General features: G+C 68.1%; 12 protein-coding genes. 7 read left to right on the top strand and 5 right to left on the bottom strand.

Features of this window, described 5'->3' with window-relative positions:
- Nucleotides 1-10: 10 nt before the first annotated feature.
- The 5 genes from NZ773_12020 to NZ773_12000 all read left to right on the top strand — a co-directional run bounded on the left by NZ773_12020 (nucleotide 11) and on the right by NZ773_12000 (nucleotide 7,864).
- Nucleotides 11-1,804, top strand: a complete 1,794-nt coding sequence (locus NZ773_12020) for an ABC transporter ATP-binding protein/permease (protein MCS6802650.1) — start codon at nucleotides 11-13, stop codon at nucleotides 1,802-1,804.
- Nucleotides 1,795-3,603, top strand: a complete 1,809-nt coding sequence (locus tag NZ773_12015; protein ID MCS6802649.1) for an ABC transporter ATP-binding protein/permease — start codon at nucleotides 1,795-1,797, stop codon at nucleotides 3,601-3,603. Before NZ773_12020 ends, NZ773_12015 begins: the two co-directional genes overlap by 10 nt.
- A gap of 776 nt (nucleotides 3,604-4,379) precedes the next feature.
- The gene (locus NZ773_12010) at nucleotides 4,380-4,718 is read left to right on the top strand and encodes a GYD domain-containing protein (GenBank protein ID MCS6802648.1); all 339 of its coding nucleotides are present in this window, start codon (nucleotides 4,380-4,382) and stop codon (nucleotides 4,716-4,718) included.
- A complete protein-coding gene (locus NZ773_12005) occupies nucleotides 4,719-5,735 on the top strand; it encodes an LLM class flavin-dependent oxidoreductase (protein MCS6802647.1) in 1,017 nt (338 codons plus the stop codon).
- A 365-nt stretch (nucleotides 5,736-6,100) separates the two neighbouring features.
- Nucleotides 6,101-7,864: a thiamine pyrophosphate-requiring protein gene (locus NZ773_12000; protein MCS6802646.1), complete on the top strand. Its 1,764-nt coding sequence runs from the start codon at nucleotides 6,101-6,103 to the stop codon at nucleotides 7,862-7,864.
- Nucleotides 7,865-7,924: 60 nt separating this feature from the next.
- Here NZ773_12000 and NZ773_11995 read toward each other — a convergent pair whose 3' ends face one another.
- The 5 genes from NZ773_11995 to NZ773_11975 form a co-directional block, all read right to left on the bottom strand.
- Complete coding sequence (locus tag NZ773_11995; protein MCS6802645.1) at nucleotides 7,925-8,497, bottom strand: nucleotide exchange factor GrpE; 573 nt, start codon at nucleotides 8,495-8,497, stop codon at nucleotides 7,925-7,927.
- Nucleotide 8,498: 1 nt separating this feature from the next.
- Nucleotides 8,499-9,554, bottom strand: a complete 1,056-nt coding sequence (gene hrcA, locus NZ773_11990; protein MCS6802644.1) for a heat-inducible transcriptional repressor HrcA — start codon at nucleotides 9,552-9,554, stop codon at nucleotides 8,499-8,501.
- A gap of 78 nt (nucleotides 9,555-9,632) precedes the next feature.
- Nucleotides 9,633-10,265, bottom strand: a complete 633-nt coding sequence (locus tag NZ773_11985; GenBank protein ID MCS6802643.1) for a TetR/AcrR family transcriptional regulator — start codon at nucleotides 10,263-10,265, stop codon at nucleotides 9,633-9,635.
- 30 nt (nucleotides 10,266-10,295) lie between these two features.
- Nucleotides 10,296-11,528, bottom strand: a complete 1,233-nt coding sequence (locus tag NZ773_11980; GenBank protein ID MCS6802642.1) for an acetyl-CoA C-acetyltransferase — start codon at nucleotides 11,526-11,528, stop codon at nucleotides 10,296-10,298.
- A gap of 87 nt (nucleotides 11,529-11,615) precedes the next feature.
- Entirely contained in the window at nucleotides 11,616-12,902 is a 1,287-nt protein-coding gene (locus NZ773_11975) for a replication-associated recombination protein A (protein MCS6802641.1), read from the bottom strand.
- A 530-nt stretch (nucleotides 12,903-13,432) separates the two neighbouring features.
- Here NZ773_11975 and rsmI point away from each other — a divergent pair.
- Both rsmI and flgM read left to right on the top strand, forming a co-directional pair.
- A complete protein-coding gene (gene rsmI, locus NZ773_11970) occupies nucleotides 13,433-14,302 on the top strand; it encodes a 16S rRNA (cytidine(1402)-2'-O)-methyltransferase (protein MCS6802640.1) in 870 nt (289 codons plus the stop codon).
- A 51-nt stretch (nucleotides 14,303-14,353) separates the two neighbouring features.
- Nucleotides 14,354-14,629: a flagellar biosynthesis anti-sigma factor FlgM gene (flgM, locus tag NZ773_11965; GenBank protein ID MCS6802639.1), complete on the top strand. Its 276-nt coding sequence runs from the start codon at nucleotides 14,354-14,356 to the stop codon at nucleotides 14,627-14,629.
- The last annotated feature ends 49 nt before the right edge of the window (nucleotides 14,630-14,678 follow it).

The raw sequence follows: 14,678 nt of genomic DNA, 5'->3' as shown, positions 1-14,678 counted from the left end.
AAGAGCGCGCATGCCAGCTGTCCTTCGGCTTTTTGGCTATCTTCGACCGTACTGGCGGCAAGTGCTGCTCGCCGTCGGGGCGATGATCGGCACGACCGGCTTCAGCCTGATCGTCCCCTGGCTGACAGGGCAAGCGATCGACGTCGGGATTGCCGCCGCCCAGCCGGGGCTGCTCCCTGTGTTTGCCGGCGCGGTGGTGGCGAGCACCCTGCTGCGCGGGCTGAGCGCCTTCGGCCAGACCTATTTCGGTGAATGGCTCGCGCAGCGCGTCGCTTACGACTTGCGGAACGCGATCTACGACCACGTTCAGAACCTCTCCTTCCGCTTCCACGACCGCGCGCAGACCGGCGAGTTGATGTCGCGGGCGACCGCCGACGTCGAGGCGGTCCGCTGGTTCTTCGCCTTTGCCGTGACCGGGCTGGCCCAGATCGTGCTGCTGGTGGCCGGCATCGTCGTCATCCTCTTCCACGTTGCCCCGAAACTGGCGTTGGTGACGCTCGCCTTCGTGCCGCTTGCCGTCCTCGCCGCGGCACGCGTTGGCAGCGTTCTTCGGCCGTCGTGGGCGCGCATCCAAGAGCAGATGGGAACGATGACGACCTATCTCCAAGAATCGCTCGCCGGTATCCGGATCGTGCGCGCCTTCGGCCGCGAGCCGGAGCGGGTCGCCGGCTTTCGCGCCGAGAATGAAACGCTTCACCATCTGCAGGTGCGCCAAGCGCGACTGCAGGCGTTCAACATGCCGCTGATGACCCTCATCCTCTCGCTGGCGACAGCGGTCAGTCTGTGGGTCGGCGGTCAGGATGTTCTTGCGGGGACCCTTTCGGTCGGAGAGCTGGCCGCCTACCTCGGCTACCTCACCTTGCTGGCGCTGCCGGTGCGGCGGCTCGGCTTTCTGATCAACACCGTCGCCCGAGCGCACGCCGCCGGCCAGCGGATTTTCGATCTCCTCGACACTACAAGCGAGGTGCAGGACAGGCCCGGCGCGATTGAGCTGCCGCCTGTTGTGGGACACGTGCGCTTTGAGCACGTCAGCTTTGGGTATGACGAGCGCACGACCGTCCTGAAGGACATCACGATCGAGGCGCGGCCGGGAGAGGTGGTGGCACTGCTCGGCGCGACGGGCTCCGGCAAGAGCACCATCACGCTGTTGCTGCCCCGCTTCTACGACGTGACCGCAGGACGGATCACTATCGATGGATATGACATCCGCGACGTGACGATCCACTCGCTCCGCCGCCAGATCGGGATCGTCCTCCAAGAACCGTTTCTCTTCTCAGCAACGATCCGCGACAACATCGCCTACGGCAGGGAGGACGCGCCGTTCGAGAAGATCGTCGAGGCAGCGAAGCTCGCCGGAGCGCACGACTTCATCATGAGCTTTCCCCACGGCTATGACACGTGGGTCGGCGAGCGCGGCGTTACCCTCTCCGGCGGCCAGAAGCAGCGCATCGCCATCGCCCGGACGCTGCTGCTCAACCCCCGCATCTTGATTCTCGATGACTCGACCTCCTCGGTCGACACCCAGACCGAGCATCAGATCCAGCGCGCGCTCTATGAACTGATGAAGGGGCGGACCACGTTCGTGATCGCCCACCGGCTGCGGACTATCCAGAATGCGGATCAGATCCTCGTCCTCGAGCACGGCCGCATCGTCGAGCGGGGAACGCACGAGGACTTAGTGCGAAACGACGGGTTCTACCGCCGGATCTACGACCTGCAGTTGCGCGATCAAGAGGAGATGCAGGCGATGGCGGGACGCGGCGAGGCGCGGCGCCTCGAAAGCCGAGCGGGAGCATGGCCATGATGGGAGGCGGCGGCTGGCATGGAGGACTGCGCGGCGCCGCAATGGACGACACCCTTGGCGCGATCTACAACGCCAAGGTGGTCAAGCGGCTTGGAGCGTACCTGAAGCCGCACGGACACCGCCTTGCGTTCGGCACACTGATGATGATCGTCGTCGCGCTGAGCACCCTTGCGATGCCGTATCTGGTCAAGGTCGCGATCGACGGGCCGATCGCCCACGGCGATCTCGGCGGCGTCGGCCTCGTCGCGATGGCCTACCTCGCGGCAAGCCTGATCAGCTGGGGCGCCAGCTATCTCCAGGTCGCTGCGATGTCAGTCGCCGCGCAGCGCGTGCTGGTGACGCTCCGCAGCGAGATGTTCGACAAGCTGATGGCCGTCGAGCAGTCGTTCTACGACCGGAATGAAGTCGGCCGCCTCATGAGCCGCGTCATGAACGACGTCAGCACGCTTCAAGAGCTGCTGACGAGCGGTATGCTCCAACTGCTTTCGGACGTGCTGACCCTTCTCGGCATCCTCATTGTGATGATCACGATGAGCGCCAAACTAACGATGGTCAGCTTCGTCGTCATCCCGGTGCTGATTGGCGTCACTTGGGTATGGCAGGGCCGTGCCCGCGACGCCTACCGCGCGGTCCGCGCCACGATCTCGGTAGTGAACGCCGGTCTGCAGGAAAACATCTCGGGCGTGCGCGTCATCCAGAGCCTGAGCCGCGAAACGAGCAACCGCCGGCGCTTCGACCAGCTCAACGCGCGTCATCTGGAAGCCAACTTGCGGGCGACGCGGCTCTCGGCGCTTGCCCAGCCGGTCGTCGAACTGATCAGCGCAGTGGCGCTCGCGCTCGTCATCGCCTACGGCGGCGCGCTCGTCATCGGCGGAGAGCTGACAGCGGGCGCGCTCGTGGCGTTCGCTCTTTATGTCAATCGCTTCTTCGAGCCGATCCGCGATCTCACGCTGCGCATTACAACGATGCAGCAGGCGATGGCCTCCGGCGAGCGCATTCTCGAGGTGATCGACACGCCCGTGACGATCGTCAACGCCGCGCGCCCGGTGATGCTCCGGCCGATCCGCGGCGATATCGTCTTCGATCGCGTGGAATTTTCCTATGTGCCAGGCGTGCCCGTGCTCCGAGGGCTGACTTTGCACATCCCTGCCGGCCAGACAGTGGCGCTCGTCGGCCACACGGGAGCAGGGAAGAGCACGATTGTCAATCTCGTTGCCCGCTTCTACGACGTAACGGGCGGCAGTATCCGCATCGACGGCGTGGATGTGCGCGAGATCGACCTCGCGACCCTGCGCTCCCAGATCGGCTGGGTGCCGCAGGATCCTTTCCTCTTCTCGGGAACGATCCGCGACAATCTGCGCTTCGGCAAACTGGACGCGAGCGATGCGGAGATTGAAGCGGCAGCGCGCGTGATCGGGGCGCACGAGATGATCCTGCGCCTGCCCGACGGGTACGACACGAACATCCGAGAGCGAGGAAACCTGCTTTCCGCAGGCCAGAAACAGCTGATCTCCTTTGTCCGCGCCCTCCTTGCCAACCCGCGCATTCTCATCCTTGACGAAGCGACAGCAACTATCGACACTGCCACCGAGGCGCTCATCCAGCGGGGACTGGCGCAGCTGCTCCAAGGGCGCACCTCGATCGTCATCGCGCATCGGCTCTCGACGGTGAAGAATGCTGACCTTGTCGTCGTCCTCGAACACGGGCAGGTAGTCGAAACCGGCCGTCACGACGAGCTGCTCCAGCGCGGCGGGGCATATCACCGCCTCTACACCATGACCTACGCCGCCGTCGGCTGACCCGCCTCTTCCGCTGCAGCCCGTCACGCCCGCGGCGCCGAACGCCTGCGCGCCAGCGCATCACTCTCAAGGGGTCCGCTGTCGCCGGCTGGGGCGCGGGGGCGCAAAGCCGACCCCGCCAACATTGCAACCAGCGCGGGAGCCGGGAAGCGCGGTGGTCGTTTCGTGCCGCTTCGGGAGAGAGGCGGCGCGCAGCCTACGTGGCCGCAGCGCGCTCGCGCCGGAGCGCGCGAAATACCGCCGGCCAGCCTCCTCCTCTAACGCACGCCCGTGCTGGCCCGCCCAAGGAGAGCTCCAGCTGTCCCACGGCACCTCCGCAGCGCACCGCAGCCCCCTCCTTTCCGGCACTTCACCCCAAGCCAGAACGCGGCCGCCCTTCGTCCACACAGCCCTCTCGCCCTCCCGGCACCACCTCATTCGAGAGAGGTCAGCGAAGCAATGACGGAGCAGGCAGCCGCCCTTCCGTCGCGTCCCTTGTCATGGCATTGCGAGGCGGCGAAGCCGTCGGGGCAATCTCGTCCGCAGCAGCAATCGCGCTGCTGCCGCTAGGGAGGCACCGCACTCCGGTTCGATCAGGAGTGCCGCGCCTGCCGCCGCGCGCCGGGTTTGCAACGCCCAGCATAGACTTCTCCCCAGCACGCAACCGCAACGCCGTGACGGAGGGCGCAGCTGGCACGGTCGGCAGCAGGCACTGGTCGGTTCCCCCATACTGCCCGCTATTCGGCCAGCGCGCGCAGCTTCGCCTACAATGGCAGGACAGCGGAGGGCAAAGGCGGATGGCCTACTACATGATTCAAGTGGCGTATTCGAAAGAGGCGTGGGCAGCGCTGATCAAGCATCCCCATAACCGGATGGAGCGGCTTTACGCGCCGATCGATCGGATGGAAGGGCGCATTATCGGCTCGTGGCTCTCCTTCGGCGAATACGACCTCGTCATGATCCTCGACCTGCCAGATAACGCCGCGGCCGCCGCCGTCGCGATGACCTTCGCCGCCGGCGGCGCAACCAAGAGCGTCAAGACCACGCCGCTGATGACGTGGGACGAGGGCATCCAAGCGATGCATATTGCCGGCCGGAGCGACTACATCCCGCCGCACGAAGTAGAAGGAGTGTGAATGGCGCGCGATCTGCTCAAGAACCTCGCCGTCGGCCTGAGCGGGGTCGGCAATTCGCCGCACGATATCATGCGGCTGGCCAAAGAGTTCGAGCACGCCGGCTTCGCCATTGTCGGCGCGGGCGACTCCACCTTCGACTCCTTTGTCACCTGTGCCGCGATCGCCACCGCGACCGAGCGGGTCACCATCCGCACCGGCGTCGCTCTCTGGGGCCGGACGCCGGTGCAGACCGTCTTTGCCGCCGCTACTATGGACGAACTGTCCAACGGCCGCTTTCGGCTCGGCCTCGGTCCAGGACCAAAACAGCGCAGCGAAGAGTGGCACGATGTGCCCTACGACAAGGTCGTCGGCCGCTTCAAGGAGTATGTCACGGCGATCCGGACCGCTTGGACTGGCGTGCCCGGTCATCCCGTCTCGTATGAAGGCCGCTACTACCGCTTCAAGAACTTCGCCCTCTTCCGCACGCCGCCGACCAAGCGGCTGGGCATCGACCTTGCCGCAAACGGTCCCCAGATGCTCACACTCGCCGCTACCATCGCCGACCGGGTCCTTCTGAACAACATGCATGGCGGTCGCTATCTTCGGGAAGAAGCGGCGCCACGCATCCGGGAGGCAGCGCGCCGTGCCGGGCGGGCGGAGGATGAGGTGCGGATCGGCGGCGGGTTTCTCCTTTCGATCGACAGCGACCGCGAACGGGCGATCGAGAAAGCGCGGCACGCGCTCACGTACAATCTGAGCCTTCCCTATAACCGGGCGCTCCTCAGCTGGTATGGCCTCGAGGAGCAGCGCGAGCGTCTCGACTGGGCAGCAACGCAGGGAACGCGGGAAGACTTTCTGAACGCGATCACGGATGAGGTGGTCGAGCTGTTCGCCGTCTGCGGCGACGGCGACTACTGTCGGCAGGTCGTCGCCTCCTATAGCGACGTGATGGACGAAGCGAGTGTCAATACCGCCGAATGGCGCGGCGCGAACGCCGACGCCGGCTACCGCCTCCTCCTCGAGGTGTTCGGCCGCTAAGGCGCAGCACGCGATGCCCCGACCCGCCTCGCAGCGCCTGCCGACGAGCGGCTGCGCACCGCGCCGCGCGCCTTTCCGTCGCAGGCTCGAAGCAGCGTTCTACTGCCGAGCGGGCGCGCTCCTATCCGCGCGAGCGTTCGAGAGCGCAGCATGCGCCGCCCCATCGGAACTGCGTCACGATACCCCGCGCGCGCGAGCGGTTGGGGCAGGAGGCGCGGCGGGAGGGCGCAGCGGCGAAGCCCCGCTCGAGGTTCCGAGCAGGCGCGCCGCCGCGTTCCCGCGCTCCGGCGCGGCCGCGAGCGCTCTCATACGCTCGTCACCGCAACTGGCGCGCCGGTCCGAGCACGAAACGAAGGAGGATGAAGATGACGTTGTACGATCCCGCGCGGACAACGGTGCTGCCGGCGGAGATAGCGATGGACGGCGCCGACGCCGTGGTGGCGCAGCTCGTTGCCGCTGGCGTTGAGACCGTGTTCATCAACAGCGGGACCGACACCTTCCCGGTACAAGAGGCGATCGCGAAGCGCCATGCCCTCGGGCTGCCCGCGCCCCGCGTCGTTCTCTGCCTCGATGAGATGGTCGCCGGGGCAGCCGCCCATGGGCACTTCATGATCAGCCAGCGGCCCCAAGCCGTCCTCGTTCATGTCGATGTCGGCACGCAGCAGCTCGGCGGCGCGCTCCATAATGCTCAGCGCAGCCGGATCGGGATGCTGATCTGCGCCGGCCGCGCCCCGTCCGCGATCGACGGCGGCGGGGAGTTCCGCAAAGCGCGGAAGTCCCATATTCACTGGATTCAAGAGCAGCTGGACCAGCACGGGATTGTCCGCAACTACACCAAGTGGGACTACGAACTCCGAAGCAGCCGGCAAGCCGGCGAGGTGGTGCAGCGCGCGCTCCAAGTGGCAGCGAGCGCGCCGGCAGGCCCCGTCTACCTCGTGCTGCCGCTCGAGGCGCTGCTCGACCCTGCGCCCCACGCAATCACGCCGCCGGAGCGGTTCGCCCCCGTTGCTGGTCCCGCACCGCGCCCTGAGCTGATCGACCGCGCTGCCGGCCTGCTCGCCGCTGCGACCTCGCCGCTGATCGTCGCAGGGATGGCAGGCAGCAACCCGGCGACAGTCCCGGCGCTTGTAGCGCTGGCCGAGACGCTCGGCGCGCCGGTCGTCACCGATGGTCAGCGGCTCTGCTTCCCAACGACCCACCCGCTCTGGGCCGACAGCGGCGACGCCACGCCTTTTGTCGCCGACGCGGATGTTCTCCTGAGCGTCGATATCGAGGTGCCCTATATCCCCGCCCGAGCACAGCCGCCCGCCGACGGGAAGCACATCACGCTGGGGCTCGACCCAATCAATCCGTCAGTGCCGCTTCTCGGCTTTCCGGTGGACATCGCCATCTCCGCCGACCCGCTGCTCGCCCTCGACGCGCTGACGGCGGCGGTGCGCGACCGGCTCCGGGGCCGTGAAGAAGCGATCGCCGCGCGGCGGGCAGCAGTAGAAGCCGCCAACGCGGCGCGCCACCGCCGCTACCGGGCTCTGGCGCAGGAGCAGCTGACCCGCGCGCCGATCTCTCCCCTCGCGCTCTTCGCCACCCTCGCCGAGGTGATCGACGACCGCTGGACCGTGCTCGACGAGTCGGTGGGGGCCTCGCCGTGGCTGACGCGCCTCGTGCCGCGGACGCTTCCCGGAACGCTGTTCAAGAGCGGCGGGTCATCGCTCGGCTGGGCGCTCGGCGCCGCGCTCGGCGTCAAGCTCGCCGACCCGAGACGCGAGGTTGTCGCCGTCGTCGGCGACGGCACGTTCGTTTATGGCTGCCCGACCGCCTCGCTCTGGGCCGCCGACGTGCAGAAGACCCCCTTCCTGACCGTGATCAACAACAACCGCCAGCACGCCGCCACCCGCAACGCGCTGCGCATCGGCTATCCGGAGAGCTACGCCGAGCGAACGGGCAGCTGGCCCGGTATTCTCATCGATCCGCCGCCCGACTACGCGGCGCTGGCTCGCGCTTGCCGCGCTCACGGCGAGACAGTCGACCGGATCGAGGACCTCAAGCCGGCGCTCGAGCGCGCCGTCGCCGCTGTCCGCGGCGGGCAGGCGGCGGTGGTCGACGTCCGCACCACCCACCTCGTGGGGTGACCGCCTTCCTCCCGAGGCAGCCGCGCCAACTGCGCAGCAGACCGGGGAGCGGCGTGCGACCTAGTTCGCCTCTTCGTTGGTGGCTAGCGTAGCAGGGTGATCGGCATCAGTGGCCGGCGCGGCGGGCTGCTCGGCTGCTGCGGGCTCGCCCGTCCCGACAGCCACCATCGCCGGACGCAAGATCCGGTCGTGCAGGCGATAGCCTTTCTTGATCACCGTGATGACCTTATTTTCGGCGCCGGGCGCCTGCATCACGGCCTCGTGCAGGTTCGGGTCGAACGTCTCCCCGAGCGCCGGGATTTCGCTCACGCCGTAGCGCTCGAGCGCAGCGACAAAGTTGCGGCGCGTCAGCTCGACCCCCTGAACGATCGGGCTGTCTTGGTCGCCGGCGCTGGCGAGCGCGCGCTCAAGATCATCGAGAACGCCGAGGAGCTCTTTGATGAGAGGAGCGCTCCCGTACCGGATCAGCTCTCCCTTCTCTTGGTCCGTGCGCCGCTTGTAGTTCTGGAGATCCGCTTCAGCACGCCGCCAGTTATTCAAGTAGCTATCTGCTTTGTCGCGCTCCGTCTTGAGCGCTTCTTCGAGGGCCGCCGCGGTATCGGTTGCGGGACGCGCCTCGGATTCCTGGGTCATGTCACTCTCCCGCAGGAGCGCGGCGGGCCGACCCCACGCCGCTGACCTCCCGCACCAGTTCAGTCATCAAGGATGCCACATATTGGACGGTTGGAATAGTGCGCTCGTACGGCATACGCGTCGGACCCATCACCCCGATCAATCCCGACATCTCGCCGGGAACGCCATATTGGGCGATGACGAAGGAGTAGTCGCGCAGCGATTCCTCAGGGTTCTCAGTCCCGATAATCACCTGAAATTGCGCGTCACGCACAAGGTCGGCAAGCACCGCCACTAAGGCTTCAGGGTGATTCAGCACCTCGACAATCTGCTGAGCCCGGCGCCCCTCGCTGAATTCCGGCTGGCTGAGGACATCCGCCAAGCCTGCCAAGGTCACCTCTCCCGCCGCCGCACTGGCGAGCGCCTCGAGGCTGCGCTTGGTCGCCGCGAGGATCTGCTGCTCGAGCGGCGAGAGCGGCGCTTCGCGGCCGACGCGATCGATCTCTTTCGGTCCCGCTCCCGCAAGGAGCTGGTTCAGCCGCGCGCTCACTGCATGCAGCTCTTCCTGATCGGTCGGCCGAGCGAGGGTGACCATCTGAGGCTTCACCCGTGCTTCGCGCAGCACGAGGATCAGCATCGCGAGCGTGGCGTGCAGCTCGACTAATTCGAGATGGCGCAGGCGAACGTCCGACGCCTTCGGCGCCGTGACAAGCGCCGCGTTCTGGACCAGCCGCGCCAGCACTGTCGCCGCAAGCCGGCTCCATTCTTCGACGTCCAGCTCTGCCTGGCGAAACTCCCGCCGGATCGCCCGCCGGATCGGCTCGGGGAGCGGCAAGGGCTCGGGCAGCGACTCAACGTAGTAGCGGTAGCCGCGGTCCGAAGGCACCCGCCCCGCCGACGTATGCGGATGAGTGACAAACCCGTTCTCCTCGAGCTCCGCCATCTCGTTGCGCACCGTCGCCGAACTGACCGGCAATCGATACTTCTTGACCAACGACGACGACCCGACTGGCGCAGCGGAGGCGACGTACTCCCCGACGATGATTTTCAGCAGGGCGGCTTGCCGTTCGCTCAGCATCGAGGTCCGAACTGCTTAGCACTCGAGCGCTGAGAGTGCTAATCTTTGTTTCAACTGTACCATCGGCCAGGGAGAGCGTCAAGGCAGCGGCGCCCTCTCGCCCGGCTGCGGCCTCGGCGTTTCGCTCTTCTCGGCCTCGGCTGGGTCTGCTCGCGCCGCCGGGGCGCCTGCCGCCTGATCGAGGAGGCGCTGCCACGCCGCGCGCGCCGCCAGCAGGATGCGGTCGGCAAGCCGCGGGTCGTCTACTGCCCGCGAGAGCAGCAGCGCGCCGCACATCCCCGCAATCAGCGCAAGCGCGGCGTCCTCCCGCGCCGCCGCGCGGTCGCCCGGCAGGCGCGTTGCGAGGCGGGCGACCGTGTTGGCGAACGCAGCCGTGAAGGCGCGGCGGACGGCCGGAGAGCCGCGCGCGACCTCGGCCGCAACAGCGGGGAGCGGGCAGCCGTCTTCGGGATGGTCGCGGTGCGCGGGCGACAAGTAGGCGTCAACCATCGCCGCCGGCCCGTCCTCGCCCGCCGCGAGCAGCCGGTCGCACTGCTCCGCAAGCGCGGCGGCGAGCGCCTCGGCAGCGAGCGCGTCCTTGCTCGGAAAGTGGGCGTAGAAGCCGCCGTGGGTCAGACCGAGCGCGCCCATCAGCGCGCTGATGCCGACCCGCTCGATCCCCGTCGCCCGGATTGCGCGCGCTGTCTGCTCGAGGATCCGGCGGCGGGTCATCGCCTTCTGCGCCTGCTTCTTCGACATTTGCTAGACCCGCTCGATGATGGTGGCGATGCCCATGCCGCCTGCTGTACAGAGCGTGATACAGGCAGTCGCCAGTCCTTGCCGCTCGAGTTCATCAAGCGCCGTGCCGACTAGGATAGCGCCCGTCGCGCCGAGCGGATGCCCCAGCGCGATCGCGCCGCCGTTGACATTCACCCGCTCCGGGTCGATCTCGAGGCGGCGCATCGTCTGGATCGGCACCACCGCAAACGCCTCGTTGATCTCCCACAGGTCGATGTCGCGCGCTGTCATCCCGGCTTTGACGAGCGCGCGTCGACAGGTGTCCGCCGGGGCGGTCAGCATCGTGATCGGGTCAGCGCCGAGGGTCGCCATCGCCCGGATGCGCGCCCGTGGTCGCAGGCCGCGGGCGCGGGCGTAGGCGGGGCTGGCGACAACGACCGCCGCCGCGCCATCGACGATGCCCGAGGAGTTGCCGGCGGTGTGGACATGCCGGAGCGGATGGGCGTGGGGATACGCCCGGAGCGCGATTTCGTCGAACGTCGGGCCATCCGGCGTCAGCGATTCCTTCCCCATCGCCGCGAAGGCGGGGGGCAAGGCGGCAAGCGCCGCCAGCGTGGTTTCGGGCCGCGGGTGATTATCCGCGGCGAGGATCACGGCGCCCGTTGCAGGGTCGCGCACGGGGATGAGACTGCGCCGAAAGCGGCCCTCCGCGATCGCAGCGGCCGCCCGCTGCTGAGAGCGCAGAGCGAACCGGTCCAGTTCGTCGCGCTCGATGCCCTCGAGCGTGGCGATCAGGTCGGCGCTGATGCCTTGGGGGATAAAGTGAAAGCGGGCGCGCAGCAACGCATTGTGGCCATCCTGCCAGGCTCCATCGGAGCGCATCGGCGCGCGCGACATGCTCTCCACGCCGCCAGCGACAATGAGGTCGGCCGTCCCAGCAGCAACAGCCGTTGCCGCGAAGTTGACCGCTTGGAGGCCAGAGCCGCAGGCGCGCGCCACGGTCGTGCCCGTCACTGCAACCGGCCAGCCCGCGGTAAGAACGGCAAGGCGGGCGATGTTCGCGCCTTGCTCCCCCGCTTGCGTGACGCAGCCGACGATGACGTCGTCGACCTCTTCTGCCGCTACGCCCGCGCGCTCAACTGCCGCGTTCAGCACCTGGGCGAGCAAAACTTGGGGGTGGACGCCGGCAAGCGCGCCGCTGCCCGGCTTCGCTCGCGCCCGCGGCGTGCGCACCGCTTCGAGAATGACTGCCTCCATCCGCGCCTCCCGCTGCTCATCATCCCATGATCATCATCATATGACGATGATCATGGGACTAGCAAGCCTGCTCGTTGGGGGCCGGAGTCACGCTCCGGAACGGCGGCGCTCGAGCCAGCGGCGGATGCTCTCTTCGGCGCCGATCGCGCTCGGCTCGAAGTAGCGGCGTCCGGCAAGCCCTTCCGGCAGGTTGCCTTGGAGCAGCGCGTCGGGCGGACGCGCCGGGTCATTCGGATTTGGCGCAGCCTCGTCGTGGGCGTAGCGGTAGCCTTCCCCGTGGCCGAACGCCCGGGCGAGGGCGGTCGGCGCGTTGCGCAGATGGAGCGGCACTGGCTGGTCGAGCGTGGCGAGCACGTCGGCACGCGCGGCGCTATAGGCGCGGATGGTCGAATTGCTCTTCGGTGCCGAGGCGAGATAGAGCACCGCCTCCGTGAGCGGCAGATAGCCTTCGGGCATTCCGACGAAATGCGCCGCCTGTTGCGCCGCGACGGCGAGCGGCAGTGCCTGAGGGTCGGCAAGGCCGACGTCCTCGGCGGCGAGGATAACCAGTCGCCGTGCGATGAACATCGGGTCTTCTCCCGCCTCCAGCAGCCGCGCAAGCCAATAGACCGCCGCGTCAGGGTCAGAGGCGCGGACGCTCTTGATCAGGGCCGAGATGAGGTCGTAGTGCTGGTCGCCCTGCTTGTCGTGGCGGAGCGCCCGGTGCTGGAGCGCCCCTTCCATGGCGGCGAGCGTGACACGGCGGACGCCATCCGCATCGGGCGGGGTGGCCGCGACAGCGAGTTCGAGCGCCGTCAGCGCAATCCGAGCATCGCCGCTCGCTTGGGCGATGAGGAAGCGCCGCGCCTCGGGCGCGAGCTCGGTCGGCTCTGCGCCGAGCCCGCGCTCGCGGTCGGCCAGTGCCCGGTCGATGATCCGCCCGATTGCGGCGTCGTCGAGCGCTTCCAAGCGAAAGACGCGGCAGCGCGAGAGGAGCGCGGCATTCACTTCAAAAGCCGGATTTTCAGTCGTGGCGCCGACAAGGCAGATCAGCCCGCTCTCGACATGCGGCAAGATGGCGTCCTGCTGCGCCTTGTTGAAGCGGTGGATCTCGTCGATGAACAGCATCGTGCGCTGACCGTGGCGGCGGCGCGCGCGCGCGTCAGCAACGGCAGCGCGCAGGTCCGCAACCCCAGCGGTGACAGCCGACAGCGGGACGAAGGCGGCGCGGCTCATCGTGGCGATAATGCGGGCCAGCGTGGTCTTGCCGCTGCCTGGCGGGCCCCAGAGAATGAGCGAGGGCAAGCGGTCTGCCTCGATGGCGCGGCGGAGCACGGCGCCCGCGCCGACAAGCGCCTGCTGGCCCTCGAATTCCTCGAGCGTCCGCGGCCGCATCCGGGCAGCGAGCGGCGCGCTCGGCTCCTCCTCCGGAGCGAGGGCGGCGGGCGGCTCCGGCGGCAAGAAGCTGCTCTGCGCGGCAGGATGCGTTCGGGGAATGGCTGCGCTCCTTTTTGTCAATTGTCTGCTGCGCGAGGGGGCTGCTGCCAGCAGATCGGCGGCGAAGGCGAGGGCCAGTCAGCGCAGTTCGGCGGAGGCAGCCGGCTTCCGGTTGAGAGCAGTGTCCGAGCGCGTCGTCGCTCAGCGCCTGGCATTGCTGCCTCTCGGTCAGGTCGGCGCGGTCGAGCTTGGGCAAGCGCAGGCGCCCGGAGTGGGAGCGAAATGCGAGGTCGAGGGAGCGCTCCCACACCGCCGGGCCGAGGCCGATGGGCGAGCCCGAGTCAATGACCGGGACGCTTGTCTGTCGCGGCATCGCCCGTCTCCAGCGCGAGCGTAGGCGCGCCTCGCTGAGAGGGCAACCGCGGCTGGCAGGGCGCACCTGACGCGAGGCGGATGCTGCGCTGAGAGCAGCGTGATACCCTCGGGATATGACCCTCTATCTCGTCGCGACCCCGATCGGCAATCTCGAGGACATCACGCTGCGGGCGCTGCGGATCCTGCGCGAGGTGCCGCTGATCGCCGCCGAAGATACGCGCCGCGCGCGGGTGCTGCTGCAGCACTACGGCATTCCGACGCCGGTGACGAGCTACCACGATGTCAACAAGCGGAGCAAGCTGCCGGCGCTGCTCGCCAAGCTCCGTGAAGGCGATCTCGCGCTGATCAGCGAGGCCGGCATGCCGGCGATCAACGACCCCGGATATGAACTGGTGGCGGCGGCCGCGGCCGCCGGCATTCCCGTGGTGCCGATCCCGGGACCATCGGCCCCGATCGCCGCGCTCGCCGTCTCCGGCCTGCCCAGCGACCGGTTTGTCTACGAAGGGTTCCTGCCGCGGAAAGCCGGGGAGCGCCGGCAGGCGCTTCGGGCGCTCGCGCGCGAACGCCGGACGATCGTCCTCCTTGAAGCGCCGCACCGCCTGCGCGACAGTCTGACCGACCTCTTGGCTGAGCTGGGAAATCGGCCGATTGCGGTCTGCCGTGAGCTGACCAAGCTCCACGAAGAGATCTACCGGGGCGATGTCGCGGGGGCGCTGGCGCATTTCACCGCCCCGCGCGGCGAATTCGTCCTCGTCCTCGCCGGGGCGTCCTCGGCAGCGCCCGACATACCGCTGGACGACCAGATCGCCGCCGGCCTCGCCGCCGGAATCCCGCCCGCTCGCCTCGCGGCCGCGCTCGCGGCCGCCAGCGGCGCGCGCCGGCAAGAGGTCTATCGGGCCATCCTCGCCCAGAGTCCCGGGACGGGAAGCCAGCACAAAACGGAAGCGGCAGACCCTACGGAAAATCGCCGTTCGATCCGATAGGATAGTGTGGTGGGGGGCGCAGCCACAATCGGGCTCCCCCAAATGGAGGCAATGATGCGGATCGAGCTGAACAGCACGGAGCGGGTGAGCGTTCCGCCGACGACCGCTCCTGACAGCAACGCTGTTCCCGCTGCGCCCGCCCTCACTACGCCGGCGGACGGCATCTCCCTCTCGAGCGCCGCCCAAGAGCTGCGCGCCTACCAGCGGGCAGCGCAGGAAGCGCCAGAGGTTCGCGAAGACCTCGTCGCCCAGCTGAAAGCGAAGATCGCGGCGGGGCAGTATCACCCCTCGGCAGAAGAGATTGCCCGCAAGCTGCTGGGCAGCTGACTGTTCTTCCGCAAAGCGCTCCTCTTCGCTGCGCTTGCCGAGCGCGCGC

This window comes from Dehalococcoidia bacterium (genome assembly GCA_025054935.1).
GTDB lineage: Bacteria > Chloroflexota > Dehalococcoidia > SpSt-223 > SpSt-223 > JANWZD01.
The sequence above is the reverse complement of the archived record's forward strand: the minus strand, read 5'-3'. Positions and strand labels throughout refer to the sequence as shown.

Excerpts from the sequence above, each read along its gene's own strand:
- NZ773_12020 (MCS6802650.1), top strand. The coding sequence starts at position 11 with ATGCCAGCTGTCCTTCGGCTTTTTGGCTATCTTCGACCGTACTGGCGG.
- NZ773_12015 (MCS6802649.1), top strand. The coding sequence starts at position 1,795 with ATGGCCATGATGGGAGGCGGCGGCTGGCATGGAGGACTGCGCGGCGCC.
- NZ773_12010 (MCS6802648.1), top strand. The coding sequence starts at position 4,380 with ATGGCCTACTACATGATTCAAGTGGCGTATTCGAAAGAGGCGTGGGCA.
- NZ773_12005 (MCS6802647.1), top strand. The coding sequence starts at position 4,719 with ATGGCGCGCGATCTGCTCAAGAACCTCGCCGTCGGCCTGAGCGGGGTC.
- NZ773_12000 (MCS6802646.1), top strand. The coding sequence starts at position 6,101 with ATGACGTTGTACGATCCCGCGCGGACAACGGTGCTGCCGGCGGAGATA.
- NZ773_11995 (MCS6802645.1), bottom strand. The coding sequence starts at position 8,497 with ATGACCCAGGAATCCGAGGCGCGTCCCGCAACCGATACCGCGGCGGCC.
- hrcA (MCS6802644.1), bottom strand. The coding sequence starts at position 9,554 with ATGCTGAGCGAACGGCAAGCCGCCCTGCTGAAAATCATCGTCGGGGAG.
- NZ773_11985 (MCS6802643.1), bottom strand. The coding sequence starts at position 10,265 with ATGACCCGCCGCCGGATCCTCGAGCAGACAGCGCGCGCAATCCGGGCG.
- NZ773_11980 (MCS6802642.1), bottom strand. The coding sequence starts at position 11,528 with ATGGAGGCAGTCATTCTCGAAGCGGTGCGCACGCCGCGGGCGCGAGCG.
- NZ773_11975 (MCS6802641.1), bottom strand. The coding sequence starts at position 12,902 with ATGCGGCCGCGGACGCTCGAGGAATTCGAGGGCCAGCAGGCGCTTGTC.
- rsmI (MCS6802640.1), top strand. The coding sequence starts at position 13,433 with ATGACCCTCTATCTCGTCGCGACCCCGATCGGCAATCTCGAGGACATC.
- flgM (MCS6802639.1), top strand. The coding sequence starts at position 14,354 with ATGATGCGGATCGAGCTGAACAGCACGGAGCGGGTGAGCGTTCCGCCG.